The sequence below is a fragment of the Pseudoroseicyclus tamaricis genome (assembly GCF_012070395.1).
Lineage (GTDB): Bacteria > Pseudomonadota > Alphaproteobacteria > Rhodobacterales > Rhodobacteraceae > Pseudoroseicyclus_A > Pseudoroseicyclus_A tamaricis.
In genome coordinates this window covers 133,676-154,223 of sequence record NZ_JAAFYS010000001.1, presented here as the reverse complement: position 1 = coordinate 154,223, position 20,548 = coordinate 133,676, and the positions used below count along the sequence as shown (strand labels likewise).

Annotated in this window: 10 protein-coding genes; 5 read left to right on the top strand and 5 right to left on the bottom strand. The window is 74.3% G+C overall.

What is annotated here, in order from left to right; genetic code table 11:
• Nucleotides 1–533: 533 nt before the first annotated feature.
• Nucleotides 534–1,289 carry a WecB/TagA/CpsF family glycosyltransferase gene (locus GY170_RS00660; protein ID WP_163889018.1) on the bottom strand — a complete coding sequence of 252 codons (756 nt, stop codon included), beginning with the start codon at nucleotides 1,287–1,289 and terminating at the stop codon, nucleotides 534–536.
• Nucleotides 1,290–1,393: 104 nt separating this feature from the next.
• Here GY170_RS00660 and GY170_RS00655 point away from each other — a divergent pair, with 104 nt between their 5' ends.
• The 5 genes from GY170_RS00655 to GY170_RS00635 all read left to right on the top strand — a co-directional run bounded on the left by GY170_RS00655 (nucleotide 1,394) and on the right by GY170_RS00635 (nucleotide 7,202).
• Nucleotides 1,394–2,527: a Gfo/Idh/MocA family protein gene (locus GY170_RS00655; RefSeq protein WP_163889016.1), complete on the top strand. Its 1,134-nt coding sequence runs from the start codon at nucleotides 1,394–1,396 to the stop codon at nucleotides 2,525–2,527.
• 115 nt (nucleotides 2,528–2,642) lie between these two features.
• On the top strand, nucleotides 2,643–3,530 hold the full coding sequence (locus GY170_RS00650) for an NAD-dependent epimerase/dehydratase family protein (protein ID WP_163889014.1): 888 nt from the start codon (nucleotides 2,643–2,645) through the stop codon (nucleotides 3,528–3,530).
• Entirely contained in the window at nucleotides 3,527–4,705 is a 1,179-nt protein-coding gene (locus tag GY170_RS00645) for a glycosyltransferase family 4 protein (RefSeq protein ID WP_163889012.1), read from the top strand. Before GY170_RS00650 ends, GY170_RS00645 begins: the two co-directional genes overlap by 4 nt.
• Nucleotides 4,702–5,661, top strand: coding sequence for a glycosyltransferase family 2 protein (locus GY170_RS00640; RefSeq protein WP_163889010.1), 960 nt, complete (start codon nucleotides 4,702–4,704; stop codon nucleotides 5,659–5,661). The genes GY170_RS00645 and GY170_RS00640 overlap by 4 nt, the downstream gene beginning before the upstream one ends.
• 74 nt (nucleotides 5,662–5,735) lie before the next feature.
• Nucleotides 5,736–7,202 (top strand): CpsD/CapB family tyrosine-protein kinase, encoded by a 1,467-nt coding sequence (locus GY170_RS00635; protein ID WP_163889008.1) that lies wholly within the window; start codon nucleotides 5,736–5,738, stop codon nucleotides 7,200–7,202.
• Nucleotides 7,203–7,330: 128 nt separating this feature from the next.
• On the opposite strand, the gene GY170_RS00630 is transcribed toward GY170_RS00635, so the two are convergent.
• From GY170_RS00630 to GY170_RS00615, 4 genes are read right to left on the bottom strand one after another with little or no spacing between them, the layout of a single operon-like run.
• Nucleotides 7,331–8,623: a Wzz/FepE/Etk N-terminal domain-containing protein gene (locus tag GY170_RS00630; RefSeq protein WP_163889006.1), complete on the bottom strand. Its 1,293-nt coding sequence runs from the start codon at nucleotides 8,621–8,623 to the stop codon at nucleotides 7,331–7,333.
• 46 nt (nucleotides 8,624–8,669) lie between these two features.
• The gene (locus GY170_RS00625) at nucleotides 8,670–13,259 is read right to left on the bottom strand and encodes a MupA/Atu3671 family FMN-dependent luciferase-like monooxygenase (protein WP_163889004.1); all 4,590 of its coding nucleotides are present in this window, start codon (nucleotides 13,257–13,259) and stop codon (nucleotides 8,670–8,672) included.
• Nucleotides 13,231–14,217 (bottom strand): glycosyltransferase family 2 protein, encoded by a 987-nt coding sequence (locus GY170_RS00620; RefSeq protein WP_163889002.1) that lies wholly within the window; start codon nucleotides 14,215–14,217, stop codon nucleotides 13,231–13,233. Before GY170_RS00620 ends, GY170_RS00625 begins: the two co-directional genes overlap by 29 nt.
• A complete protein-coding gene (locus GY170_RS00615; RefSeq protein ID WP_163889000.1) occupies nucleotides 14,214–20,507 on the bottom strand; it encodes a type I polyketide synthase in 6,294 nt (2,097 codons plus the stop codon). The genes GY170_RS00620 and GY170_RS00615 overlap by 4 nt, the downstream gene beginning before the upstream one ends.
• Nucleotides 20,508–20,548 lie beyond the last annotated feature (41 nt).

Sequence of the window (20,548 nt, the reverse complement as noted above, 5' to 3'; positions counted from 1 at the left end):
CTATGCGGCGCGCTTTATGCCAGCCACGCCCCTCCCCGCTCCGAGCGAGGCACCAAGCCCAGACAGAGCGCCAGCCCGCGGGGACGGGCCGGCGCTCGCACGGCGCCTGCGGCTTGATTCCGCGCGGGGGGAAGAGCGGGGACCTTGGTCTCCCCTGAGGGGACCGAGGCAAGGTGGGTTACAAACCCACCCTACGAGGCGCCCAATCGTAGGGTGGGATTCCAACCCACCGCTCCCCCGCTCGCCGGTGGAGCGCGACGCCCGCCACACCCGGCCCGCCACAGGCACCACCGTCGCACGCCGGCCTGTGGGGTGGCGCTGCCACATTCCTGCTGCGCGCTTTATGCCGGCCAAGCCCCTCGCCGCGGGCCGCTAAGCACCAAGCCCAGCCAGAGCGCCAGCCCGCGGGGACGGGCCGGCGCTCGCGCGGCGGCCTCCGGCCTTGATTCCGCGCGGGGGACAAGCACGGGCCGGCGGGAATGGAGCCTCGCGCTCGACGAGACGGAGCGCCAGGCAGGTCTGCCTGGCCCCCGTCACGCCTGCCGCCGCACCCGCCAGACCAGACCCGGCAGCACCGCCGCCGAGTCGACATACCGCCGCGCCAGCCGCCTCGGGTCGTTCACCATCCGCCAGAGCCACTCCAGCGCCAGCTCGCGCACGAATTCCGGCGCGCGCCGCTGCGTCCCGGCCAGGAAATCCAGCCCGGCCCCGATGGAGACGAAACCCAGCCCCGGATGCAACCGCCTCCCCCGGGCCGCCAGCCGCTCCTGCTTCGGCGCGCCGAGCGCCAGGAAGACCAGCCGGGCACCGGCCTCCGCCACCTCCTGCAGCGCCGCCTCGGCCGCGTGGCCCTCGGGGTCGAAGCCCATCGGCGGCGCCACCCGGGCCGCCACCTCCAGCCCCGGCACCTCCTCCTTCAGCCGGCGGGAGGCCCCCCTCAGGGCCGTCTCCGTCGCGCCGAGCAGCGCCACCGGCGCCCCCGCCACCGCCGCCAACCGGCAGAGCGGCAGGATCAGGTCCGACCCCGGGATCAGCGCCACCCCGTGTCCCGCCATCCGCGAGAGCCAGACGATCGGGTTGCCGTCGGCCGTCACCAGCTCGTGCCTTGCATAGGCCTCCCGGAAGGAGGCATCGCGGCGCAGCTTCACCACATGGTCGAGGTTGAGCGTCGCCAGCGCGAAGCCCTCGCCCTCCGCCAGCCGCCGGCTCACCTCCGTCTCCAGCGCGGCCATGTCGGGCACGTTGACGGCCACGTCGCAGGGACCGGCGGGGAGGAGGAAGCTGCACATGCACCCACCTTCCCCGACTGCGCCGGCTTCGCAATCCCCCTCTGGCCCTCTCCCCCATAACCGGGCCAAACTGTTGCCATGGTTGCATGGGTTTAGGGGAGAGAATGGCAACGCGCGGCACAGGGGGATCGGGGGCGGTGAGCCTCGTCGGCTGCGGCTACGTGGCCGACCTCTACATGCGCTCGCTCGCCCTCCACCCGGAGATCGCGGTCACCGGCGCGCATGACCGCGATCCCGTCCGCCTCGCCGCCTTCTGCACCCACTGGGGCATCGCCGCCCTGCCCTCGATGGCCTCGCTCTTCGCGACCCTCCCCTCGGGCGGCGTGGTGCTCAACCTCACCAACCCCGGCGAGCACGCCGCCGTCACCCGCGCCTGCCTGACCGCCGGCGCGCATGTCTTCTCCGAGAAGCCCATGGTGACGGCGCTGGGCGAGGCCCGGGAGCTCGCCGCCCTCGCCGAGGCCCGGGGCCTGCAGCTCGCCTCTGCCCCCTCCTCCGTGCTCTCCCGCACCGCGCAGGGCCTCTTCCGCGCCCTCCGCGCCGGACACCCGGGCACGCCCCGGCTGATCTACGCGGAGCTCGACGACGGCTTCATCCCGCAGGCCCCGCTGGAGCAATGGGCCTCGCAGAGCGGCGCCCCCTGGCCGTGGCGCGACGAGTTCACCGTGGGCTGCACGATGGAACATGCCGGCTACTGGCTCTCCTGGCTGATCGCCGCCTTCGGCAGCGTCTCGCGGGTGGAGGCGGCGATTGCCGAGACCATCCCGGACAAGCGCGGCGTCACCGGCCAACCGGATTTCTCCACCGCCGTGCTGCACTTCGCCGCGGGCCCCGTCGCCCGGCTCACCTGCTCCATCGCCGCCCCGCATGATCACCGGCTGCGCATCGTCGGCGACACCGGCGTGCTGGAGGTGCCGCGCGCGTGGGACAATGCCGCCCCCGTGCGCCTGCGCCGCCGCCGCACCCTCCGCCGCCGCCTCTTCGAGGAGCCGGTGGCGCGCGATATCGGCCTCTCCGGCAGGCCCCACCCGATGGTCCGCCGCTCCGGCGCTGCCTCCATGAACTTCGCCCTCGGCCCGGCGGAGATGCTCTCCGCCATCGCCGCCGGCCGCCCCTCCCGCCTCTCGGGCGCCTACGCCCTGCACCTGACGGAGGTCACCCTCGCCATCGCCGCCGGCGCCCGCGCCGAGATGACGACGACCTGCCCGCCCCTAGAGCCGATGCCATGGGCCGCCTGACCCTTGCACCGGCCCCCGCCCCCTCGCTTTTCTCGAAATATCCTCGGGGGGGCCGGCATAGCCGGCGGGGGGCAGACAGCCCCCCTCCCCGGCCTGCCACCCCGGAGAGGCGCCCATGCTGATCCTCCTCACCGGCGCCGGCGGCTTCCTCGGCCGCGCCACCCGCGCCGCCGCCGAAGCGCGCGGCCATGACATCCGCCCCCTCACCCGCGCCGAGGGCGACCTCGCCGAGGGCCTGCCCCCCGGCGCGCTCGACGGCGTGGACGCCGTCATCCACTGCGCCGCCGCGATGGACAGCGCCCGCGCCGCGCGGGACACGGTGCAGGCCACCCTCTCGCTCCTCCGCGCGATGGAGGGCCACCCCGCCCGCCTCGTCCTCGCCGGCTCTATCGGCGTACATGGCGGCGTGCAGGGCGGCGGCCCGGCGCTGGTCGAAGAGGAGACACCGCTGGAGCCGGACCCGCGGGGCCGCGACGCCTACAGCCGCGCCAAGATCGCCCAGGAGGGAATGGTCCGGGCGGAGGCCGCCGCCTCCGGCCGCGCCGCGACCATCCTGCGCCTCGGCGCGCTCTGGGACGAGACGCACCTCAGCAACGCCCATCTCGGCCTCGCCGCCGGGCCGATCCTGCTGCGCCTCGGTGGCCGAGGAGAGGTCCCGCTCCTCCACGTCGCCGACGCCGCCGAGGCGCTTGTCCGGGCGGCGGAGCGGGAGGCGCCGGGCCTGCGCCTCTACACCGCCGTCGGCGACGACCTGCCGGACCGGGCCGCCTGCATCCGCGCCCTGCGCCGTGCCACCGGCTGGCCGCGCCTCGCCCTGCCGCTGCCCTGGCGGCTGCTCGATGAAGCGGCCCCGCTCCTCGCACGCATTCCCCGGCTCGGCCCGCGCCTGCCCGGCCTCCTGCGCCGGGCGACCCTCCGCGCCCGCTTCGCTCCGGCGCGCTACGCCAACGCCCGCCTGAAGGAGACCGGCTGGCGCCCGAAGCATGGAGTCGGCGACCGATGACCATCGCCTATCTCACCGGCGAGTACCCCCGCGCCACCGACACCTTCATCCAGCGCGAGGTCGCCGCCCTCCGCGCCCTCGGCCTCGACGTCGCCACCTGCACCATCCGGCGGACGGGGCCGGAGCATCTCACCGGCCCCGAGCAGCGGGAGGAGGCGGGGCGGACCTTTGCCGTCCTGCCCGCCCTCAAGCGGCCGCGGGAGGTGCTCTTCGCCCTCGGCGACGCGCTGCGCAGGCCGGGCCGCCTCGCCCGGGCGGCGGTGCTGGCGTGGCGGACCAGCCCCGGGGGCCTCCGCGCCCTCGCCTATCAGGCGATCTACCTCGCCGAGGCCATCACCCTTGCCCGGCACCTGGCCGCCATCGGGGCCACGCATCTCCACAACCACATCGCCCAGTCCGCCGGGACCGTCGCCATGCTTGCCGCCGAGCTGACCGGGCTGCCCTTCTCCTTCACGCTGCACGGGCCGGATGACTTCTTCGCCACCGACCGCTGGGCGCTGCCGGAGAAGATCGCCCGCGCCCGCTTCGTCGCCTGCATCTCGCATTTCGCTCGCTCTCAGGCGATGCTGCTGTCGCCGGAGGCCGACTGGCCGAAGCTGCACATCGTCCATTGCGGCATCGACCCGGCCCGCTACCGCGCCGGGGCGCGGGAGGGCACGCAGCTCCTCTTCGTCGGCCGGCTCGCCGCCGCCAAGGGCCTGCCGGTGCTGCTGGAGGCCTTCGCCGAGGCCCTGCGCCAGCGGCCCGACCTGCGCCTCACCCTCATCGGCGACGGGCCGGACCGGGCGGCGCTGGAGCGGCGGGCGGCCGGCCTGCCCGTCACCTTCGCCGGCTACCAGAGCCAGGAGGCGGTGGCGGAGGCGCTGAGCACCACCGATCTCTTCGTCCTGCCCAGCTTCGCCGAGGGCCTGCCCGTCGTGCTGATGGAGGCGCTGGCCGCCGAGGTGCCCGTCGTCGCCACCCGCATCGCCGGGGTGGCGGAGCTGGTGGAGGATGGCGTCTCCGGCCGCCTCGTCCCGCCCGGCGACCCCGCGGCGCTGGCAGAGGCGATCCTCGCCGTTCTCGCCGGCGACGGCGCCGCCATGGGCCGCGCCGGGCGCGCCGCCGTCACCGCCGGCTTCACCTCCGCCGGCGAGGCGGAGACGCTCGCCGCCCTCTTACGGGGGAGCCCGTGAGCCTCGCCGTCATCGCCATCGGCCGCGACGAGGGCGAGCGCCTGCGCGCCTGCCTCGAGGCGGCGCTCGCCGAGGCGGAGCGGGTCATCTACGTCGACAGCGGCTCCTCCGACGGCAGCGTCGCCCTCGCCCGCCGTCTCGGCGCCGAGGTGGTGGAGCTGGACAAAACGCAGCCCTTCACCGCCGCCCGCGCCCGCAATGCCGGGCTGGCGGCACTGGCGGAGGCGCCGCCGGAGCTGGTGCAGTTCGTCGATGGCGATTGCGCGCTGGAGCCGGGCTGGCTCTCCAAGGGCCGCACCGCGCTGGAGGCGGACCCGACGCTCGGCATGGTCACCGGCTGGCGGCGCGAGCGGCGACCGGAGCGCAACATCTACCACCGCATGGCAGAGGCGGAGTGGCAGCGCCCGCCGGGGCCGACGACCTCCAACCACGGGGACATGCTCGTCAGGCACCGGGACCTCGCGGCCCTCGACGGGTTCGACGGCAGCTTCATCGCCTCGGAGGATGACGAGTTCTGCCTGCGCCTCGCCGAGGAGGGGCGCGGCCTCCTCCGCCTGCCGGCGGTGATGACGTGGCACGACATCGACATGACGCGGATCGGCCAGTGGTGGCGGCGGATGCTGCGCGCCGGCCACGGGCTGGGGCAGATCGCGGCGAAGCACCGCGGCGCCAATGCCCGCGAGCGGGCGCGCGCCTGGGGCTGGGGCTTCACGCTGCCGCTGGTCACGCTCGCGGGGCTGGCGTTCACGCCCTGGGCGCTCCTGCTCCTCCTCGCCTGGCCGGCGACCTGGGCGAAGACAGCGCTGGGGCTGCGGCGGCGGGGGCTGGCGCCGGGGGTCGCGGCGCGGATGGCGGGGTTCTATACGCTCGCCAAGGTGCCGACGCTGATCGGCCTGCTCACCTACCACCGCCGCCGGCTGACGGGGCGGGCGATGGGGCTGATCGAGTACAAGTGAGGCCCGATTCCCTGCCCGGGGCGCATTCTTGCCACCTTTTTCGATAATCTGACGCAAATTGACGAGGCAGGGCGATGACCGATTCCCGCGACGAGACCCCGGCCCGCCGGCCCATGACCCCCGAAGAGCGGCAGCGCCTTATCGAGCGGATCGAGGCCGCCAAGCGGATCAAGGCCCGGCGCGACGCCGACGCCGCCCGCCGTGCCTCGGCGGGTGGGATGCTGGCCGAGGCTGTCCCGCCTCAGGTGCCGAAGCCCGCTCCCGAGCCGACGGCTGATGTTGAGCCGACTGCCGATTCAGAGCCTGCGGAAAGCCCTGAGCCGCCTGCTCCGAAGCAAGGCCCGGCGAAGGCCCCCGCCCCGGCACCCGAGCCGGATCTGGCGCAAACCGACGAGGACGCCGGGATGATCGATCAGGGGGAGGAGGACGACGTCGCCCCCCTCACGCCCGACGTTGATGAGCCTCCGACAGAGGAGGCTGCGACCGTAGAAGGCGAGACGGTAGAGCCGGTGCCTCCACCCGCGCCGGAGCCGACGCCTGAGCCAGCCGCGCCGGCAGAGGCAGTTTCACCGCCTGCGGAACCGGAGCGGGCTATCCCGGCGCCGACGAGCGAAGAGCCCGCCCCGGCCCCGGCACCGCAAGCCCAGCGAGAGGACGCGCCGGCCCCGCGGAGCGCTCCGCCGGAGGCGGCGGTCGCCGCTGCTCCCGTGCCCCCGGGAGAGCCGGCGGTAGCGCCGAGTGACCGGAAGCGGCCCGCTGCTAAGAGGCCCGCTGCCAAGAAGACCGAGCGGGAGAGGAGCCCGGAGCCCGATACGGACGCGCTCTGGGAGGCGCTGCCGCAATTCGCCGTCAACGAGCGGGCGCTGGAGCGCAATCTCGTCATCACCGCAGGCCGGCGGGACCCCGCGCATGCGGCCTTCGACATCCTGCGCGCCCGCATCGTCAAGGCGATGCAGGAGCGGGGCTGGCGGCGGCTGGGGATCACCTCCCCCGGGCCCGGCGTCGGCAAGAGCTTCACCTCCATCAACCTCGCCGTCACCCTGTCGCGCTACGACAATGCCCGCACGATGCTCATCGAGGCGGACCTGCGGCGCCCCGGCCTCGGCCGCTACCTCGGCCTGCAGGCGGAGGGCTCGACCGCCGCCTTCCTGCGCGGCGAGGCGCCGGCGGAGGATTTCTTCCATCGCCCCGGCCCCAACCGGCTGCACATCGGTCGCAATCTCGCGGTCGGGCTGAACGGCAAGGTGGAGCCCTTCGCCTCGGAGCTGTTCCAGCAGCCGCGCACCGGCGCGGTGCTCGACGATCTCTCGGCCCGCTACCGGCCCGACCTGATGCTCTTCGACCTGCCGCCGGCGCTGGCGCAGGACGACGTCATCGCCCTCGCGCCGCATTTCGACTGCGTGCTGCTCGTCATCGGGGGCGACCGGACGGATGCCGGAGAGGTGCGCGAGACGCAGCGGCGGCTGGGGGAGGATACGCCCGTCGTCGGCGTGGTGCTCAACAAGGGCGATACGCTGCACGCCCAGCACTACGGGTACTGAAGGCCCCTGCCCCGGCGGCGGCGCGGTGCGGGCGACGGTGGAGGGGGCTGTCTGCCCCCGCTGCCTGCGGCAGCCCCCCGAGGATTTTTGGGACCAAAGACTGGGGAGGACAGGGGGCGCCCCTGCCCTCAGCTCGTGCGGCTGCGGCCGAGGAAGGGCAGGAGGCCGGAGAGCTGGCCGCCGAAGGCGCGGATCGCCGCCCAGAGGGCGAGGGCGAGGCCGCCGAGCGCGAGGAGGCCGGTGCCCCAGCGACGGTGGCGGGCGCGGCGGGAGGTGAGGACGGGGATCACCACGATCGGCTGCACGCCCAGCTGCCGCTCCACCTGTTCCGCCGTGCGCAGCGTCGGGCTGAGCAGCTCCAAGAGGAAGGCGAGGCCGATGGCGAGGACGAGGCTGCCGGCGCCGCCCGCGATGGCGAGCTTCTTGCGGCTGGCCGTCACCGGGTAGAAGGGCGGCTCCGCCCGTTCCAGCACTTCGAAGCGGGAGGCGTTGTCCTGCGCCTCGATCTCGTTGCTCAGCGCCGCCTCCGTCCGCCGGGCGGTGACGGCGGTGTATTCCGTCTGCAGCTGCTCCAGCTCACGGTTGATGGCGAGGAGCTGGCGCTCCACCTCCGGGGCGGCGGCGAGGGCGGCCTCGATCCCGGCGATGGTCTCCGCCACGAGATCCCGCTGGCTCTGCAGCAGCGAGGTCTGGCGGGAGAGATCCTCCTCGCGGATGCGGTCGGCGCCCGTCTGCAGCTCGATGATCTGGCTGTCGAGCTCCAGCTGCGTCTCCTGCAGCTGGGCGAGGCGGGTGCGCTGCGCCTCGATGGCCTCGGGCAGGCTGTCGGAATTGGCCTCCTTGAAGCGGGCCAGCTCGGCCTCCTTCGCCTCGATGGCGGCGCCGACGCGGGCCTCCTCGGTGCGGAAGAACTCCAGCGTGCGGGCGGCGCGGGAGAGGTTGCGGGCCTCCGCCTCGGTGATGATCTGGTCGAGGAAGGCATTGGCGATGGTCGCGGCGAGCTCCGGCGTCGGCATCCGCACGGTGATGTTGAGGCCGGAGGGCTGGACGTTGGGGTTGAAGGCCGCCTCCGCCGGCAGGATCTTCTCGATCCGCGCGTCCTGGCGGAGGAGGGCCACCTGCTGGTCGCGCGGCACCTCGGGGCCATAGAGGCCGTATTCGTCGATCATCGACAGGAGCGACTCGCGGCTCATCAGCTTCTGCTCGATCAGCTCGAGCTGGCGGTCGGCCGTGATGGTGGCGCCGGTGCCGGCGTCGTTGATCTGCGGCGCCTCGATCTGGATGACGGCGATGGCCTGGTAGGCCCGGTCCTGGCTGAGCGCGAACCAGAGCGAGGCCGGCAGGCCGAGGAGGAGGACCAGCAGGATCAGCCAGACATGGCGGCGCAGCACGCGAAAGCCGAAGCGCAGGAGTGCGGACATCGTCAGATCCTCCTCTGAAGGCCGGGGCGAGAGGCGGCGGGGCGGGTCATTGGCCCGTCCCCAGCCGCTCGGCGCGCATCTGCCGGCGCCGGGCCATGAGCTCGGCGCGGGAGCCGGCGGGGGCCGGCTGCGCGGGCGCGGAGCGCGGTGGCGGCGGGGCCGGCTCCGCCGTGGCGGCGGGCGCGGGGGTGGGGGCCGGGGCGGGGGTGGGGGCCGGGCCGGCCTCGCCGGAGAGCGCGGCGACACGGGCGGCGAGGTCGCCGAGGCGGGGGGAGCGGAAGATATCCGTCACCGAGAGGCGGACGAAGCCGAAGCGCTCCTTCATCGCCCGGTGCGCCTGCACGGCGAGGATGGAGTGGCCGCCCAACTCGAAGAACTGCGCCGACGGGCCGTCGGGCGCCACGCCGAGGAGATCGGCCCAGATGCGGGCGATGCCGCGCTCCGCCTCGGCGGCGGTGATGTGGCCGGCCGCAGCCGCGGGGGCGACGCGCTTCGGCGCCGGGGGCAGGCCCTGCGGCAGGGCCGGACGGGGCTGTGCGGCGGCGCCGCGCGGCGCGCCCGGGGCGGGAAGCGCCTTGCGGTCGAGCTTGCGGTTGGGCGTGAGCGGGAAGCTGTCGAGCCCGACGATGCGGGAGGGGACGAAATGCGCCGGCAGCGCCGCCGCCAGCCGGGCCTTCAGCGCCGGCTCGTCGGCGGCGGAGGCGGGGCGGACATAGGCGACGAGGCGGGCATCGCCGCCATCTTCGCGCAGCACGACGGCGGCCTGGGCGACGACCGGGGCCGCCTCCAGCGCTGCCTCGATCTCCCCCGTCTCGATCCGATGGCCACGCAGCTTCACCTGCCCGTCGGCGCGGCCGAGGAAATCGAGCGCGCCATCGGCGCGCCAGCGGGCGAGGTCGCCCGTGTCGTAGATGCGCCCCTCCTCCCGGAACGGATCGGGGCGGAAGCGCTCCGCCGTCAGCTCCTCGCGCTGCCAGTAGCCCTTCGCCACGCCCTCGCCCCCGATCCAGAGCTGGCCGGCGACGCCGACCGGGCAGGGGCGCATCCCGTCGTCCAGCACGTAGACCTGCGTGTTGGCGATGGGGGTGCCGACATGGGCGATGGTCTGGCCGGCGTCGGCGGGGGCGGTCGTCGACCAGATGGTCGTCTCCGTGGGGCCGTACATGTTGAGGATCTGTGCGGAGGTGACGCCCCGCAGCTCCTCGATCAGCGTCGCCGGCAGCGCCTCCCCGCCGAGCATGAGGGTGCGCACCTGGGCCAGCGCGGCGCGGCTCGCCTCGTCGGCCAGCAGCATGCGGGCCATGGAGGGCGTGCATTGCAGGTGGGTGACGCGGTGCCGGGCGATCTGGGCGGCGATGGAGAAATCGCCGGCCTCGGGCGCGGCGGAGGTGGCGACCACCTCGGCCAACGGGCGCAAGCCGTCGAGCACCGTGTCGGTGGCGATGCCGTAGTCGATCAGGCAGGCGATCTCGCCGACGCCGATGGCGGAGAGCTCGGCGATGCGGGCGCGGGCATCCTCGATGGTCCCGAAGAGGCCCGACTCGGTGAAGTACCGCTCGAAGGCGTGGTCGAGCACGGCTTCCATCTCCTCCTCCGAGAGGGTCGAGAGGTCCAGATCGGCGGGCTTGGTGGCGCCGGCCGGCTTCTTGAAGGCCGGGAAGGCCCAGGCATAGCCCTTGATGAGCCCGGCGGCGGAGCGGAGGTACTCCTTCATCGGCTCGCGGGCGATCTCCATCGCCGCCTCGCGCGTGGCGGCGAGGTAGGTGTGGAGCATCAGCGTGACGGTGAAGTCCACCGGGTCGTGGCCCGCCTCGCGGAGGGCGTCGTGGTAGAGGGCAATCTTCTCCTTCACCTCCGCCACGGACTGGCCGAGGAGGTGGGTGAGCACGTTTGCGCCCATGCGCCCGGCCTCGCGCCACGTCTCCGGGTTGCCGGCGGTGGTGACCCAGAGCGGCAGCTCGGAGGAGACGGGGCGCGGCTGGGTGATGACCTCGTGCAACGCGCCGTCGGCGCGGGGGAAGGCGACGGCCTCCCCGGCCCAGAGACGGCGGAGCTGGCCGATCGTCTCGATCATGGCGCGCTTGTTGTCGGGCGGGGCGTTCTCCGGCCGCAGGACGAAGTCATCGGGCTGCCAGCCGGAGGCGATGGCGAGCCCCGCGCGGCCGCCGGTGAGGTTGTCGATGACGGCCCATTCCTCGGCGATCCGCGCCGGGTGGTGGAGCGGCGCCACGCAGGAGCCGGCGCGCACGCCGATCCGCTCGGTCACCGCGGCGACGGCGGCGCCGGTGACGGAGGGGTTCGGGTAGGGGCCGCCGAAGGCGTGGAAGTGCCGCTCGGGCGTCCAGACGGCGGTGAAGCCGTTGGCATCGGCGAACTTCGCGCCCTCGAGGAGCAGCCGGTAGGTCTCCGCCTGGCCGCCCTCGCTGTTGCCCCAGTAATAGAGCGAGAAGCCCATGCCGGGCCCGGTAGGCGCGCCGGCGGAGGGCAGCGCCCGGCTCTCCTCGCCGGAGAGCACGATGGTGAGCCCGCGGGCGAGCGTCCAGAACAGCTCCAGCACCGAGATGTCGAAGGAGAGCGAGGTGACGGCGAGCCAGCGGTCGCCGGCGGCATGGGGCACACGGGCATCCATGCCGGCGAAGAAGTTGGAGACGTTGCGGTGGGTGAGCATCACCCCCTTGGGTCGGCCGGTCGAGCCGGAGGTGTAGATCAGGTAGGCCAGATCCTCCGGCGCGCAGCCGCCCTCGGGCGGGGTCTCGGCGGCAGAGGGGACGTCCTCGGTGACCACGAGCGTCGCACCGCCCGGCAGGCCGCCGGCGAGGGCGCGCTCGGTGAGGATGACGGGGGCGCCGCTGTCCTCGACATAGAGCGCGAGGCGGGAGGCGGGATAGGCCGGGTCGAGCGGCACGTAGGCGCCGCCGGCCTTCCAGATCGCCAGCGCCCCGGCGACGAGATCGGCGGAGCGGGTGAGGTGAAGGCCAACGAGCGTGCCCCGGGTGACACCGGCGGCGCGGAGGGCATGGGCGAGGGCGTTGGCGCGCGCGTCGAGCGCGGCGTGGGTGACGGCGCGGTCCTCGAAGGCGATGGCGACCTCGCCGGCCCTGTCACGGGCCGTCTCGGCAATCTGCGCATGGAGGGCGCGGGCGGTGTCGAAGGGGGCCTCCGTCGCGTTCCAGCCGGTGAGGAGGAGCGTGCGCTCCGCCTCCGGCAGGATGTCCTGTTCCGCCGCCGGCATGTCCGGGGTGGCATGCCCGGCGAGGTGGGCGAGGCGTGCGGCGATCAGGGCGAACTGGTCGGCGGAAAGGCGGGCCGGGTCACCGTGAAGGACCTCGCCGCAGAGCGTCAGCGCGGCGCCGGGGAGCGGGCCGTCTTCGGAGAGCGCGAAGTCGGGCAGCGCCGGGGCGGGGAGCTGGTGGCGCGCCGGCAGGTCAGCGGCGAAGGGGCCGCGGGCGCGGGCGGCGGCGATCTCCGCCTCCAGCGCCTCGGCGGCGGAGGAGAGGGGCGCGGCGGCGTCGAAGCGGACGGGTGCCCAGGGGGAAAGGTCCTCCGGGTGGTCGGAGGGCAGCGCCAGCGCGAGGTCGGCGCCCTCGGCGGAGAGGCGGGCGGCGAGTGCGGCGAAGAGGGCGGGCGTGGCGCCGGGAACGCTCTCGCTCAGCGGCGCGCCGCCCTGCCCGTCCGCCGCCTGAAGGCGCAGGGGGGCGAAGCGGGTGAGGCGCGCCAGCCAGTGGGGCTCCGCCTTCGCGGCGCGGGCGGGGGCGTCATCCTCCGGGCCGGGGAACGGCAGGCGGGTGCCGACGGCGGGCAGCGGCTCGAAGGGGCCGGTGAGGCGGAGGGCGCCATCGCCGGCGGCCACGGTGAGCGTGCCGGGGGCGGCGGCGAGGACCTCGCCCGGCTCGCCTGTGCCGGGGGCCGTCTCGGCGCCGGTCAGTTCCGCCCGCCCCTCGGGGAGGGTCAGCTTCGGCGTGGCGAGGGGGTTGGGGTAGCCGCCGTGGTCGAGCCCGCGGACGAGGCGCACCAGCTCCGCCGCCGGGCGGCGCAGGTCGAGCAGGCCCAAATGGGGGATCGCATCGCCGCGGCCATGGTGGCGGCGGTGCGGCAGCTCCTGCGCGCGGCCCTCCGGCCGCCCCTCGGCGAGCATCGCCAGCAGCTCCGGCACGCTCTCCAGCGCCGCGGCGAAGCACTTGGCGTTGAGCGTCAGCGCCGTTTCGTCTGCGGCGATGTCGAAGCGGCGCTCCACCAGCACGGCGCCTTCGTCCACCCCGCCCTCGATGAGGTGCCAGGTGATGCCGTGCCGCTCGTCCCCCTCGATGATTCCCCAGGCCGGCGCGTTGAGCCCCGCCCGCTCCGGCAGCGGGCCGTCATGGAAGTTGACCGCCCCCTCGCGCCCGAGCGCCAGCACCTCCGCCGGCAGAACCCGCAGGTTGGCGGCGGAGAGGAGCCAGTCGGCCTCCCGCCCCGCCAGCCGCTCCGCGAGCCCGGGACCGGGCGCCACGACCGGCACGCCGGCCTCCGCCGCCCACTCGGCGAGGGCGGCATGGGTGGTCACGACGGCAGTGAGCGCGTGGCCGGCCGCCGTGATCTCGCGCGCGCATTCCGCCGTCAGGGCGGCGTCACCGATGAGCAGGAACGTTCTTGGCATTGCGTCTCTCTCTGGCGGCGGCGGGGAGCAGGGCGGACAGGTCGTGGCGGATCAGGTGGCGTAAGAAGCCCGGCGGATCGGCCGGGGCCTTGCCGGTGACGAGGCAGCGCAGCCGGTGGATCAGCCCGCCCGCCACATGCGCCGCCGTGGCGCCGGCGGCGTAGAGCGGCCCGTGGTTTTTGGCGAAGTAGTGCAGGCGGGAATCGAACCAGTACTCCGGCACCCGCGTCCATTCCTGCATGCCGGTGGAGACGGAGCCGCCGTGGGTGACCACGGAGGCCTTGACGAAATGCGTCTCGAACCCGGCGAGGCGGGCGCGGCGGCAAAGGTCCGTCTCCTCGAAATAGAGGAAGAAGCGCTCGTCGAAGAGACCGATGCTCTCCAGCAGGCTGGCGCGGATCAGCATCGAGGCGCCGGCGAGCCAGTCGACCGGCTGGTCTTCCCTGAGAAGCGGGAAGGGCACGGCGTGACGGCTGAGGAGCCGGCTGATCGGCCCGGTGCGGGCGGCGCCCTCCAACTCGGAGAGGATGGAGGGGAAGCGGAACTGCGTCTGCTGGGGCACCCCCTCCTCGTCCACCAGCTGCGACCCGGCGATGCCGACGCGCGGCTGCGCCTCGAGATACTTCACCAGCGTGCGGATGGCGCCGGGCTTCGGGAAGCTGTCGGAGTTCTGGATGTACCAGTAATCCACCTTCGGCCGGCTGGGGAGCGGCGTCAGGATGCCGTGGTTGTTGCCGGCGCCGAAGCCGCCGTTGTGCCCCGTCTGCACGACGCGCACGCGCGGCAAATCGAAGGTGGCCGTCAGCAGCCGCTCGAAGGAGCCATCCTGGCTGTCGTTGTCGAGGAGGGTGACGAAGCCGTCGAGCCCCTCCATCTCGGCCAGCGTCGCCTCCATCGCGCGGAGCGTCATCTCCGGGCTGCGCCAGTTGAGGATGAGGACGTGGATGAACGGGCTCATTCCGCTGCCTCTCCGACGGGCCAGGCGCGCCGGCGGGCCCGGGCGGGCTGCTCGGCGGCAGCGACGACGCGCGCCATGCGGGCGGCGAGGACGCGCACGTTGGGTTCGAGCACCATCGAATCGTGGTCACCGGGCACTTCGAACACCTCCAGTCGCGGCACCATGGGGCGCCAGCCGTTGTCTTCTGTCACGTAGGCGCGCTCGTGGCTGACGAGGCGGCCGGGGGCGACCTGCCACTTGCCGGTGAGCGCGGGGCGGAAGAGCGCCATCGGCCCCTCCCACGGGGCCGGCCGCCAGGCGGCGGCGGCGCGCAGGAAGGCGGCCTCGATGGCGGCGTTGTGGAAGCCCTGGCCATTGTCCTCGCGCGGGCGGCGCTTCTCGAATTCCCACGCCACGCGGCGGGAGGCCCAGCGGACGGGGTAGAGCGGCCCCTGCCCCTTCAGCTCCAGCCACTGGATCATGGCGCGGTCGCGCCGGGTGAGCGGCGTGCGCTGCGGCAGCGGCGTGTCGAGGAGGACGAGGGACGAGACCTCCTCCCCCGCCGCGGTGAGCTGCTGGGCGATCTCGTAGGCCGTCAGCCCGCCGCCGGAGAAGCCGCCGACCATGTAGGGCCCCCGCGGCTGCAGGGCGCGCATCTCCGCGATCATCGCCGTGGCGGCCTCGCCGATCGTCTCGTGCGGCGCATCGTCGCCCATCAGGCCCTTCGCCTGCAGCCCATAGAAGGGCCGGTCGGCGCCGAGGAGCTGCGCGAGGTGGCGCAGGTTCAGCACGTTGCCGAACATGCCGGCGACGAGGAAGAACGGCGTCTTCGCCCCGCCCTCGCCCTCGTGCATCGGCACGATATGGGTGAAGCGGCGGCGGGGCTTTGGCGCCTCCTCCTCCGCCGCCTCGGCCGGCGCGGGGCCGGTCTTCGCCTCGATGAGGGCAGAGAGGCCGCGGATCGTCGGCGCCTCGAAGAGGACGGACATGGCCATGTCCACCGCGAAGGCCTTGCGGATCTGCGCGAAGAGGCGGACGGCGATCAGCGAGTGGCCGCCGAGATCGAAGAAGCCGTCGTCGACGCCCACCTCCTCGATGCCCAGCAGCTCGCGCCACATGGCGGCGAGGCGCTTCTCCACCTCCGTCTCGGGGGCGGCGAAGTCACTCTCCAGCGAGGGCCGGGCGAAGGCCTGCGACGCCTCGGGCGCCTCCTGACGCGCCGCCGCCGCGATGAGCGCGGGCAGCGGCATGGAGGAGACGGCGATCTGCGGCGCGCCGGTGCCGAGGGCGCGGAAGAACAGCTCCGCCCCCTCCTCCGGCCGGATGCCCTGGGAGAGCATGTGGCGCAGCCGCTCCTCCCCCGGCGAGAGCGGGGCGGGGCCGGCGCTCGTCTCCGGCACCGGGGCGGGGAAGCGGAAGCCGCCGGCGAGGCGGCGCATGGAGAAACCTTCGATCTCCACCGCCACGGCGCCGTCGGGCGCGGCGAGGGTGATGTCGAAGCGGGCGGAGTCGTCTCCGCCGGCCGCGAGGCGGACATGGGAGACGAGCTCCGCCGGCAGGGGGTCGTGGACGCGGACGCTGTCGTAGGAGACGGGCACCCAGAGCGCCGAGCCGTCGAAGCCGGGGGCGAGGTCCACCGCCCAGCCGGTGGCCATGTCCATCAGCGCTGGATGCAGGGCATAGGCGCTGTCGGCGCGGGCGGCGGGGGGCAGGCGCAGGCGGGCGAGGCCCTCGCCCTGCCCCATCCGCCGCTCCGTCACCGCATCCCAGCGGGGGCCGAAGCGGAGGTTGGCGGCCTGCGGGGAGGGCAGGTGGCTGCCGACGGGCGCCCGCTCCGGCGCCGGCAGGGCGGCCTCCAGCGCGGGGATGTCGAGCGGCGGCGGCGCGCTCATGGGCAGCAGGGCGATCTCGCCCTCGGCATTGGGCGCGAAGCCGCCGCCCGGCAGCGCGCTCTCGACGGCGAAGGCATAGCCGGCATCGGAGCGGCGCAGCGTGACGGCGACGCGCGTCTCGCCCTCGTCCGGCACGCGGAGGGGGGCGAGGAAGGTGAGATCCGCCAGCTCGTAGGGCCCGTGCTCGCCCTGCGCCGCCAGCGCCTCCGCCGCCAGCTCCAGGTAGCCGGTGCCGGGCAGGAGCGCCTCGCCGGTGGCGGTGCGGTGCTCGCCCAGCGCCCAGTGGCGGGCCGTCCAGGCACCGGTGAAGCGGCGGTGGCCGGCGGCATCGAAGGTGGCGGTGGTCAGGAGCGGCTGGCCCGCCGGCGCCTCGGGCGCCGGGGCGGGCGTGCGGGCGGCCATGCTCTCGGCCGCCATGCCTGTGCCCTGCCAGATGCCCCAGTCGATGGCCGTCACCTTGGTCGCCCCGAAGGCGCCGGAGGCGGCGAGCGCGTCGAGATAGGCGTTGGCGGCGGCGTAATCCGCCTGCCCCGCCGGCCCGATGGCAGCGGAGGTGGAGGCGCAGAGGATCAGCCGGCCCAGCTCTCCGGGCTTGAAGAGCGCGCGGAGCACGTCGGCGCCGTGCAGCTTGGGCGCCAGCACCTCCTCCACCGCCAAGGGGGACTTGGCGGCGATGGGCGCGTCGTCCATGACGCCGGCGGCGTGGAGCACGGTGGTGACGGGGCCGAAGCGGCCCTCTGCCTCCGCCCGGGCGGCGCGCATGTCCTCCAGATTGGCGACGTCGGCGGCGATGTGGGCCACCTCGCCCAGCGCCTCCAGCGCCTCGATGCGGCGCAGGCGGCGGGCGAGCCGGTCGGTCGGGGAAGCATTGCGCAGGATCGCCGGCCACTCCGCCCGGTCGGGCAGCGCGCTTCGGGAAATCAGCGTCACGCGGGCGCCGTGGCGGCGCATCATCGCCTCCGCCAGCGTCAGCCCCATGCCGCCGAGCCCGCCGGTGACGAGGACGTGGGCGCCCCGAGGCAGCTCCGCCGCCTCGCCGAGCGGCGCCGGGCGCCAGGCGCGCCGCCAGCGGCGCTCGCCGCGCAGCACGGCCTCGGCACTCTGCGGCTCGGCGAAGAGCTCTTCGAGCAGCCGCGCCTCCAGCGCCGGGCGGTCGGCCTTGCGGCGGGGCAGCGCCAGATCGACGGTGGCGGAGGTCACCGCCATCTCGCGCGGGATGACACGGGCGGGGCCGAATACTGTGGCCTTGGCGGGCTGGGCGACACTCTCCCCCGGCGCGGCGGCGGCGCCGGTGGTGAAGGTCATCAGGTGGGCCTCGCTCCCCTCCTCCGCCAGCGCCTGGGCGAGGTGGAAGAGGCTCCAGAAGCCCTGCTCCTGCACGCGGTGGAAGAAGGAGGAGCCGGGGCGGAAGCGCTCGCCCTCCGTCACCAGCCAGAAGTGCCCGATCCGCTCGGGCCGCTCGCCGCGCTCGGCGAGGCGGGCGAGGAGCGCGTCGTACCCCTCCCGTCCCCGCTCGGGGGCGAGGGTGAAGTCGCCATCCTCCCGCTCTGCGAAGGCGTCGCCGGGATGGACGAGGCAGGTGGGGTGGCCCCCGGCGCGCAGCCGCGCCGCCAGCCCCTCGGCCAGCCCCGCCTCGTCGGCGAAGAGCAGGAAGCGGGTGGGCAGCAGGGTGGAGAGATCCGACAGGTCCGCCTCGCAGGGGGCGTAGTCGGGGCGCCACGCGGGCTGCCAGCCCCACTTGGCCGTCTCGGCCTCGCGCATCGGCAGGGCGGGCGTCTCGTCCGCCCTCTGGCCCGGCTCGATGAAGTAGCGCTGGTGCTGCCAGGGATAGGTCGGCAGCGGCAGGCGGCGGCGGGGCTCGTCCCCCCAGACCTGCTGCCAGTCGATCTCTCCGCCCATCGCCCAGACGCGGGCGAGCATGGTGAGAAAGTGCCGATCCTCCGGCCCCTCCGCCTCCGGCAGGGTACCGGTGACGCGGCCCGCGCCGATGCCGCGATGCTGCCCGGCGAGCTGGGCGATCCCCCGCCCCGGCCCGACCTGGATGAAGATGTGGGAGGGATCCTCCCCCAGGTGGCTCAACCCGTCATGGAAGCGCACCGCCTCGCGCAGGTGAGAGACCCAGTAGTCGGGGCTCTGCGCCTCCTCCTCCGTCAGGGGGAGGGCGGTGCGGTTGGAGATGACGGGGATCTGCGGCGCGTTCAGCTCTATCGAGGCGAGGTAGGCGCGGAAGTCGCCCAGCACCGGTTCAAGCAGCCGGCTGTGCGCGGCAATGTCGATGCCGATCCGGCGGTACTCGACGCCCCGGGCGGAGAGCCGCGCCTCCAGCTTCGCCAGCGCGGCGGCGGGGCCGGAGGCGACGGTGAGGTCGGCGCCGTTGATGGCGGCGATGTCGAGCTCGCCGCCCAGCATCTCCCCCAGCGCCTCGGCGGGCAGGTTGACGGAGAGCATGCCCCCCGGCGCCACGCCATCCATCAGCCGCCCGCGGAGGGAGACGAGGCCGTGAGCATCCTCGTAGGAGAAGACGCCGGCGAGGCAGGCGGCGACGTTCTCGCCTACGGAATGGCCGATGAGCGCGTCGGGCGTCACGCCCCAGCCCATCCAGAGCCGCGCCAGCGCGATCTCGGTGGTGAAGATCAGCGGCAGCTGCAGGGAGGGCTTGCGCAGAAGGCTCTGCGCCTCGGGGTGCGTGCCCAGCCAGATCTCGCGGATGCGGGGCTCGTCCCGCTCGATCAGGGCGAGGCCGCGATCCATCCAGTCGGCGAAGACCGGCTCCGTCTCGTAGAGGTCGCGGCCCATGGCCACACTCTGCGAGCCGCCGCCGGGGAACATGAAGACGGGCTTCGCGGCGCCCGGCACGGCGGTGTGGGTATAGACGCGGGCGCGGTCCCCCGCCTCCAGCAGCGCCGCCGCCTCCTCGTGGCTCCCCGCCACGACGACACGGCGCTTCTCGAAGGCGCGGCGGCCCTCCTTCAGGGTGAAGGCGATGTCTGCCAGGGACTGGTGCGGCGCCGCGCGCAGATGCGCGGCGAGGCGGGCGGAGGCGTCATCGAGCGCGGCATTCGAGCGGGCGGAGAGGACGAGCGGCAGGAAGGGCCAGCCGGTCTCCCCCCCCTCGGCGACGGCCGGGGCCTCCTCCAGCACGAGATGGGCATTGGTGCCGCCGACGCCGAGCGAGGTGACCCCGGCGCGGTGCGGCCCGCCCGTCTGCGGCCAGTCGCTCAGGCGGTCGGCGACGCGGAAGGGCGTGCCCTCGAAGCCGATGGCCGGGTTGGGCGCCTCGTAGCCGAGCGACGGCGGGATCTGGTGCTGGTGCAGCGCCAGCGCCGTCTTGATGAGGCTGGCGGCGCCGGCGGCGGTATCGAGATGGCCGATGTTCGTCTTCAGCGAGCCGAGCAGCGTGGTGCCGCCGGTAGGGCCGAAAGCCTCCGCCAGCCCGGCGACCTCGATCGGATCGCCGAGATAGGTGCCGGTGCCGTGGCACTCGACATAGCCGATGCTCTCCGGCCGCACGCCGGCCATGGCCTGCGCCTCGCGCACCACGGCGGCCTGCCCCTCGACGCTGGGCGCGAGGTAGCCGGCCTTGGCGGCGCCGTCGTTGTTGATGGCGCTGCCCTTGATGACGGCCCAGATGGTATCCCCGTCCGCCAGCGCGTCCTCCCGCCGGCGCAGCGCGAGGACGGCGGCGCCGGAGCCGAAGACGGTGCCCTGCGCCCGGTGGTCGAAGGCATGGCAGGCGCCGTCGGGGGAGAGCACCTCCCCCTCGCGGTAGATGTAGCCCCGCCCCTGCGGCAGCTCGACCGTCACGCCGCCGGCCAGCGCCAGGTCGCACTCGCCGAGGAGCAGCGCCTGCGACGCGTAATGCGTCGCGACGAGCGAGGTGGAGCAGGCCGTCTGCAGGTTGACGCTCGGCCCCTTGAGATCGAGCACATGGGAGAGGCGGGTGGAGAGGAAATCCTTGTCGTTGCCCGTGTGGCGGAGAAGGAACCTCCCCGTCTCGCGCGCGAGCGCGGCGTTGGTGAGCACATTCTCCCAATAATAGCTCGGCTGGCCGGAGCCGGCGAAGACACCGACGGGCCCCAGCCCCTCGGGCGGGTGGCCGGCCGTCTCCAGCGCCTCCCACGCCACTTCTAGGAAGAGGCGGTGCTGCGGGTCCATCACCGCGGCCTCCTTGGGGGAGAGGCCGAAGAACTCCGCGTCGAACTGGTCGAACCCCTCGAGCGGGGCGCCGAAGGGCACGTAATCGGGCCGCGCGATCATCTCCGGCCGCTCGCCGGCGGCCAGAAGCTCGGCCTCGGAGAAGCGGCGGATGGAGGAGAGGCCGGCGGAGAGGTTGGCCCAGAACTCGCCCAGCGTCGCGGCGCCGGGCAGGCGCGCAGCCATGCCGACGATGGCAATATCGCTTGGTTGGGACTCAGTCATGGCAGCAGCAACCCTTTCCCTCCCCCATGTCTGCCAGTGCA